The 7,071-nt window shown below is 74.3% G+C and carries 7 protein-coding genes, 1 tRNA gene and 1 pseudogene; 4 read left to right on the top strand and 5 right to left on the bottom strand.

Features of this window, described 5'->3' with window-relative positions:
• Together ACWCYY_RS14195 and ACWCYY_RS14190 are read left to right on the top strand one after the other, a co-directional pair.
• Positions 1 to 597 (top strand): annotated as a pseudogene (locus ACWCYY_RS14195) (DEAD/DEAH box helicase); the annotation flags it as partial.
• A 101-nt stretch (positions 598 to 698) separates the two neighbouring features.
• Positions 699 to 1,514 (top strand): TIGR02452 family protein, encoded by an 816-nt coding sequence (locus tag ACWCYY_RS14190; protein ID WP_449796162.1) that lies wholly within the window; start codon positions 699 to 701, stop codon positions 1,512 to 1,514.
• 67 nt (positions 1,515 to 1,581) lie between these two features.
• Here ACWCYY_RS14190 and ACWCYY_RS14185 read toward each other — a convergent pair whose 3' ends face one another.
• From ACWCYY_RS14185 to ACWCYY_RS14170, 4 genes are all read right to left on the bottom strand, one after another.
• Entirely contained in the window at positions 1,582 to 1,902 is a 321-nt protein-coding gene (locus ACWCYY_RS14185) for a hypothetical protein (RefSeq protein ID WP_345287997.1), read from the bottom strand.
• An 83-nt stretch (positions 1,903 to 1,985) separates the two neighbouring features.
• Positions 1,986 to 2,696, bottom strand: coding sequence for a tyrosine-protein phosphatase (locus ACWCYY_RS14180; RefSeq protein ID WP_449796161.1), 711 nt, complete (start codon positions 2,694 to 2,696; stop codon positions 1,986 to 1,988).
• 121 nt (positions 2,697 to 2,817) lie between these two features.
• Positions 2,818 to 3,570, bottom strand: a complete 753-nt coding sequence (locus ACWCYY_RS14175) for an SDR family oxidoreductase (protein ID WP_449796160.1) — start codon at positions 3,568 to 3,570, stop codon at positions 2,818 to 2,820.
• A gap of 44 nt (positions 3,571 to 3,614) precedes the next feature.
• Positions 3,615 to 4,823, bottom strand: a complete 1,209-nt coding sequence (locus ACWCYY_RS14170; protein ID WP_449796159.1) for a DNA glycosylase AlkZ-like family protein — start codon at positions 4,821 to 4,823, stop codon at positions 3,615 to 3,617.
• Between the two features lie 158 nt (positions 4,824 to 4,981).
• Here ACWCYY_RS14170 and ACWCYY_RS14165 point away from each other — a divergent pair, with 158 nt between their 5' ends.
• Both ACWCYY_RS14165 and ACWCYY_RS14160 read left to right on the top strand, forming a co-directional pair.
• A complete protein-coding gene (locus ACWCYY_RS14165) occupies positions 4,982 to 5,692 on the top strand; it encodes a nucleotidyltransferase domain-containing protein (RefSeq protein WP_449796201.1) in 711 nt (236 codons plus the stop codon).
• Between the two features lie 154 nt (positions 5,693 to 5,846).
• Positions 5,847 to 5,919: transfer RNA gene (locus ACWCYY_RS14160), tRNA-Lys, on the top strand.
• A 66-nt stretch (positions 5,920 to 5,985) separates the two neighbouring features.
• Here the strand turns inward: ACWCYY_RS14160 and ACWCYY_RS14155 are convergent.
• The gene (locus ACWCYY_RS14155; RefSeq protein ID WP_449796158.1) at positions 5,986 to 6,990 is read right to left on the bottom strand and encodes a helix-turn-helix transcriptional regulator; all 1,005 of its coding nucleotides are present in this window, start codon (positions 6,988 to 6,990) and stop codon (positions 5,986 to 5,988) included.
• Positions 6,991 to 7,071: the final 81 nt, after the last annotated feature.

Genomic DNA, 7,071 nt, shown 5'->3' with positions numbered 1-7,071 from the left:
TTCAACCGTGACGACCGCGGCGGCCGTTCCTTCGGTGGCGACCGTGACCGTGCCCCGCGCACCGGTGGCTTCAACCGTGACGACCGTGGTGGCCGTTCCTTCGGTGGCGACCGTGACAACCGCTCGGGTGGCTTCAACCGTGACGACCGCGGCGGCCGTTCCTTCGGTGGCGACCGTGACCGTGCCCCGCGCACCGGTGGCTTCAACCGTGACGACCGTGGTGGCCGCTCCTTCGGTGACCGTGACAACCGCTCGGGTGGCTTCAACCGTGACGACCGTGGTGGCCGTTCCTTCGGTGACCGTGACAACCGTTCGGGTGGCTTCAACCGTGACGACCGTGGCGGCCGTTCCTTCGGTGGCGACCGTCCGTCCTTCGGTGACCGCGACAGCCGTGGCGGCGGCAGCCGTCCGTTCGCCCGCCGCGACGACCACCGCTCCGGCGGCCGTCCGCAGGGTGGCTTCAACCGTGACGACCGTGGCGGCCGTTCCTTCGGTGGCGACCGTGACAACCGTTCGGGCGGCTTCAACCGCGACGACCGCGGCAGCCGCTCGGGCAGCTTCAACGGCGGCGACCGCAAGCCGCGTTGGAAGAGCTGACGCGCACTAGCCCGACGACGGGCCCGCTCCACTCCGGTGGGGCGGGCCCGTCCGCGTTTATCCGGGTGACGGAGGGTCAGGCGTCCCCTAGCGTCGGCGGTATGAGTAGCAGACTGCACCAGGTCGCCGTCGTGAACGAGGGGATCGCCGCGGAGGGCGGGTACCGGCTCCCGAGGAGCGGGGAGGCCGTCGGGATCGGGGTGGAGCTCGCGGCCGCGCGGGTCGGCACCGTCTCGTACCCGCCGGAGCACCGGTTCGCGGGGGAGGGGCGGTTCACCGGGGTGGTGGAGGTGACCGCGGAGGGGAGCATGGCGGCCGCCGAGCGGCTCTCGGTGCCGGGTGGAGCGGGCCCGGTGGCGGTACTCAACTTCGCCTCGGCCCGTAACCCCGGGGGTGGTTACCTGCGCGGCGCCCGTGCCCAGGAGGAGGACCTCTGCCGGTCCGCCCTGCTCTACCACTGCCTGCTGGCCGCCCCCGACTACTACGAGGCGCACCGGGCCTCCACCGATCTGCACTACAGCCACCGGGTGATCTGGTCCCCGGACGTACCGGTGATCCGCGACGCGCACGGCGAGCTGCGGGCCGACCCGTACACCGTCTCCTTCCTCACCTCGCCCGCCCCCAACGCCGGGCAGCTGGCGCGGCGGGCCGAGGGCGGACGGGTGGACGTGCGGGAGGTGTTGGTGGAGCGGGCCCGGCGGGTGCTCGGGGTCGCGGCGGCGCACGGGGTACGGGAGTTGGTGCTCGGCGCCTGGGGCTGCGGGGTGTTCGGCAACGACCCGGCCGAGGTGGCCGAGGCCTTCGAGCTGGCCCTGGCCACCCATGGCGCCCCGTTCACCCGGGTGGTCTTCGCGGTCTGGGACCGCACCCCGGTCTCCGCCAACCGGGCGGCCTTCGAGGCCCGGTTCGGCGCCTGACGGCTCGGTACCGACGGCTGGGCGCCCGACGGTAGGGCGCCCGACCGTCCGGCGAGCCGACGGTGCGTCAGCGGCGGCCGGCCACCGCGCCGGCCACGGTCGAGGCCGCGGCCACCACGCCGGTCACGGCGAACACCGACGGCCAGGCCCCGATCCGCTTCGCCAGCGGGTGCGAGCCGCCGAACGCGGCCACGTACAGCCCCGTCAGCCCGGCCGCCACCGCGGCCCCGGACTGCCGCTTCCACCCCACCGCCGCGGCGGCTCCGGCCGCCGCCAGCACCGCCCCGCCCAGCTCCCGCCGCCCGCTCCACCTGGCCACCCCGTAGCCGCCGATCAGACCGGCCGCCGCGACCGCCGTACCGGCCGTTCCGCTGGGGATGCTCGCCATGCCGCTCAACTCCTGGGTCGTGGACGCTCCGGGTACGCCGGGTACAACGCCCGGTGGCCGGGCGGGGTGCCCGGCCGTCCGGATCAGGCCCGCAGCCGGGCGGCGACCGCGGTGATCTCGACGGGGGTCACGCCGTGGGCTTCGAGGTAGCCGGGGAGCGAGCCGTGGGTGGTGCGGAGGTGGGTGAGGGCGAGGTGCAGGAGCTCGGGGGCGACGGGGTGGGAGCGGTGGCGGGTGCCGTGTTCGTCGTAGTAGTAGACGGGCTCGTCGGTGTCGAGGCCGAGGTGGGGGTTGGAGCGGACGAAGTCGGTGAGGACCTCGGCTTCGGAGAGGCCGGCCAGGAGTTGGAGGACGGCGATGGTGAGGCCGGTGCGGTCCTTGCCGACGGCGCAGTGGACCAGGGTGGGGCGGGCGTCGTCGGAGGCGAGGTGGCGGACGGTGGCGGCGATCGAGGGGCCGCCGAGTTCGGCCATCGCCCGGTAGGTGCCCTCCATGGTTCCGGGCCAGGCGAAGTCGGCGTCCTGGTCGGGGAGGAGGGGGTGGTGGAGGTCCTCCAGCTCGAGGTGGTGGTGGAGGTCGGGCCAGGCGGCGCGCTCGGCGGTGGTCCGGAGGTCGATGACGGTGCGGATGCCGAGCGCTTCGAGCTGACGGGCGCCCTCGGGGGTGAGGGTGTTGAGGGATGCGGAGCGGTAGAGCAGGCCGGGGCGCAGGCCGGCGATGCCTGCGTCACGGAAGTTGCGGACGTCGGAGACGGTGAGGGCGGGCGGGGCGGCGTCGAACTCACGAGCGGTCATGAGTCGTACGGTAGCGGCCGGGTGGCACCTGGTAGCGGTGCTATCCGGGGGTGGGACCGGGCCGGGTCGGACGGGCCGGGTCGGGCGGGGTCGGGCTGGGTCGGGCAGGTCGGGCCGGGGCTCAGCGGCCGCCGGCGACGTCGATGAAGGCGCCCGTGACGTAGGAGGCGGCGGGGGACAGCAGGTACAGGATGGTCTCGGCGACCTCCTCGGGCCGTCCTCCCCGGCGCATCGGGAGCTGGGGGCCGACCCGGTCGACCCGGCGGGGTTCGCCGCCGAGCGCGTGGATCTCGGTGTGGATCAGGCCGGGGCGGACGGCGTTGACCCGGATGCCCTCGGCCGCGACCTCCAGGGAGAGGCCGGTGGTCATGGTGTCCAGGGCGCCCTTGGAGGCGGCGTAGTCGACGTACTCGTTGGGCGAGCCGATCCGGGAGGCGGCGGAGGAGACGTTGACGATGGCGCCGCCCCTGCCGCCGTGCCGGGTGGACATCCGGCGGACGGCGGCACCGGCGCAGAGGAACGGGCCGGTGATGTTGGCGGTCCAGATCCGGGCCAGCCGCTCCTCGTCCAGGTCCTCGAGGCGGCACTGCTTCTCGAGGGTGCCGGCGTTGTTGACCAGGGCGGTGAGCGGGCCGAGCTCGCGGTCCACGGTGGTGAAGAGCCGCTCGACCTCGGTGGCGCGGGTGACGTCGGCCCGGACGGCCAGCGCGCTGCCGCCGGCGGCGGTGATCCGCTCGACCACGGAGGCGGCGGAGGCTTCGTCGGAGCGGTAGTTGACGCAGACCCGGTAGCCGCGTTCGGCGGCCAGCAGGGCGGTGGCGGCGCCGATGCCTCGGCCGGCGCCGGTGATCAGGATCACGTTCTCGTCGTTCATGGGCCGACGGTAGTCCACGGGGCGGGTACGGATGACCGGCGGGGTCAGCCGTTCGGCCTCGCCGCCGCGGCGGCGCGGAGGGCGGCGATCTTCGGGGCCCGGCTCTTGGGGGAGTCCAGGCTGAACCCCCTTGCGTCACCGAGCTGTTCGCGGATGAAGCGTCCGGTGCGGTCCACCGTCGCGCGCAGTGCGTCGTCGACCGGGACGAAGGGCAGGTGGACGATCTCCTCCCGCTCGGTGTCGTACTCCCAGATGCCGACGATCCGGCCCCGGTCGAGGACGACGTGGCTCTGCGGGTCGGCCTCGGTGCCGAAGCCTCGGCCGCCCTTGGCGGTGGGGGAGGGGCGGGCGGCATCGGCCGGGTCGAGCAGCCGGGGGAGGTCGCGGTGCAGCAGGTGGATGCCGTCGATCCCGGCGAGCAGGGTGTGGTGCGGGGTGGTCGGAACGGTGAACTCCTGGAACTCCGCCACGAGTTCGGAGGGGAGGAGGAGGTCGGTGCCCGGGAGCGGGGTGAGGTCGAGCGGGGCGAGTGCGGCCTTGGCCGTGGCGGCGGTGAAGCCGGAGAACCAGCGGAAGTGCTTCACCGAGGCCGGAGCGGCCCAGGAGAAGTACCGCTCGGCCAGTTCGGCGGCCGAGCCGACCACCGGCTGGTCCCAGGCCGCGTAGGCGTAACGCTGCTGGTCCAGACGGCCGTTGGGCGGCACCCGGCGGATCAGGCCGCGCGCCTGGAGCAGGCCCAGGGCCAGCGGGAGGGTGGTGGACTGTCCGCGCTTCCGGCCCGCCTCGCCCAGGCTCCGGGAGGCGCCGCCCACCCCGGCACGGATGGCCGAGGGATCCAACGGGCCGTTCCGGGAGAGGAGTTGGCTGATCGCCAGGCAGAGCTTCTCGATCTCGTCCCTGGTCACGCCCAGGTGCTTCTCGGCCGCCGCCAGCTCGCCCTCCGGGGCGCCCGCCCCGGCGGCCAGGCCGAGCGCGAAGTCGGCCGCGGGCAGCACGTAGGTGCAGCCCCGGGCGGAGGGCAGCTCGTGCACCTCCAGCGCGGCGACCGCCCCGTCCACCGCCTCCCGGTCCAGCCCGGCCCGGGCGAACAGGCCCAGGTACGGGGCCGCGCCGCCGACCGAGCGGGCCCAGCCGGTGGCGTCCAGCACCTCGGCCGGGGTGGCGCCGCCGTGCGTCCCGTCCAGCCACTGCCGCCGGGACCACCAGGCGCGGAGCTTCTCGATCGGGGCGGGCGGGGGCTCGGGGTTGGCCATGGGGTCAGTATCGGCGGGAGGTGCGGCGAGGGCGCGGAGCGGACGCCCGGGCGGGTCGCGGTCCGTCCGGGCGCGTCGCGGTCCGTCCGGTCCGTCCGGGCGCGTCGCCGGTCGGCCTCCGGATAACCGTTCGACTCCGGGTGCGGGGCGCCCCCAGACTGGACGCGTCCCGCGTACCCGCCGAGGAGGCGACACCCGTGAACGTCCTGCTCTCCGGCATCGTCGGTTCCACCGCGTACGGCCTGGCCCACGCCGGCTCCGACCTCGACCGGCTCGGCCTGTTCGCCGCACCGACCGAGGAGTTCCACGGCCTGCACCGCCCCGCCGAGTCGCACGTCACCACCGCCCCCGACCGCACCCTGCACGAGGCCGCCAAGTGGTGCCGCCTCGCCCTCGGCGGCAACCCCACCGCCTCCGAGCTGGTCTGGCTGCCCGAGGAGCTCCACGAGGTGAGGACGCCCCTCGGCGAGGAGCTGATCGGCATCCGCACCTCCTTCCTGAGCACCCGGGCGGTCCGCAACTCCTACCTCGGCTACGCCACCCAGCAGTTCAGGAAACTGACGACCCGTGACCCCGCCGACGTGGCCAGTCGGGCCCGGGCGGCCAAGCACGCCCGCCACCTGATCCGCCTCGTCCGCCAGGGCGTCACCCTGCACGAGACCGGCCACCTGGAGATCCGGCTGCCCGACCCGGAGGCCGTGCGCGCCGAGGCCGAACGGATCGCCGACGACGCCTCGCTGGCCACCACCCTGCTCTCCGACGCCGAGGACCGCTTCTCCCGCCCCGGCGTCCTCCCCGAGGCACCCGACGAGGCACCGGCCGAAGCCTGGCTGCGCCGCGTCCGCGCCGCCCACCTGACCCCCGCCTGACGGCGTCCGCACCTCCGCCCGACGGCTGCCGCACCGCCCTCCCGACGTGCCGTCGGCGCGAACCGCCCGGAGGCAAACGGGTGGCGGCCGCCGAGGGATCACCGGGTAGGATCACCGTGGCAGCGCCCAGGCACCACGGTGGCGAAGCCCGAACGGGCCGCTAGCTCAATTGGCAGAGCTGCGGACTTTTAATCCGTAGGTTCAGGGTTCGAACCCCTGGCGGCCCACCGCAGCGAGACCCAGGTCAGATCCCAACTGGCCTGGGTCGCTTGCGTTCTGAGGCCCCGTCGAGGTCAGCGGGTGGAGGAGAGCCAGCCGAGGCGGACGGCGTTGGCGCCGGCCTCGAAGCGGCTGCGGGCCTCGAGGCGCTCCATGAGGAGGGCGGTGAGGCGGCGGGCGGTGCGGGAGGAGACGCCCAGGCGCTTGGCGATCACCTCGTCGGTGAGGCCGGTGTCGAGGAGGCGGAGGATCTCGGCCTCCTGGCTGCTCAGGCCGTGCCGGTCGACGGTGGGGGCCTCGCCGAGGGGGTTCGCGCTGGTCCAGGTGCTCTCGAAGAGTGCGCAGAGGGCGGCGACGATGCCCTCGCCCTTGAGCAGGACCGCCCCGGTGCGGGCGTCGGAGGTGTCGAGGGGGAGGACCACCTGGCGGCGGTCGATGATGACCATCCGGACGGGAAGGGTGGCCGCGGTCCGCACCTGTCCGCCGCGGGCGCTCAGCCAGTTCACGTGCTCCAGCGTCGGGGCGTGGTTGCGCACGCTGTCGAGGTAGACCGTCCGCATCCGCACGCCCCGGTCGAGCAGGGCGGCGTTCGGGTGCCGGCTGGCCTCCAGGTCCGCCGCGGGGTGGGCGCCGCCGGGCGCGAAGGTGGTGATCTCCTGCTCGGCCTGGGCGGCCAGGAGGGCCAGCCGCTCGCGGATGACGTCCAGGCCGATGAGCCGCTCCGCGTCCTCGCCGGCGATGGCCGCGGCGCTCGTCAGGGCGGAGCACTCCGCTATCAGTTGGGCGGCGGCGGCGCGCGAGGTCTCGATCCGGAGCTGCTGGGCGGCGAGGTCGGCCTGCTGCCGGCTGAGGATCATCTCCATGGCGATCTCGGGGCTGACGACCCGGTAGCCGCCTCCCTCCTGGAGCGAGGGCCGGACCAGTGCGAGGGTGCTCAGGGAGTCGAGGCTTCGGTGCAGGTCCTGCTCGGCGACCCCCAGGCGGCCGGCCAGGACGGCCAGATCCTCCTGCGGGTGGGCCAGCATGGACTTGTACAGCCGTTCCGCCGCAGAGTCCAGGCCGAGTGGCTCGAGCACCATTCCCCCATACACTGTTGGTGTTCCCTTGACCGTGTTCAGGCGATTATTGCCGAGCTTGCAGGTTTAGGCAATGGCCTAAAG

It is taken from the genome of Kitasatospora sp. NPDC001664 (assembly GCF_053596675.1).
The sequence above is the reverse complement of the archived record's forward strand: the minus strand, read 5'-3'. Positions and strand labels throughout refer to the sequence as shown.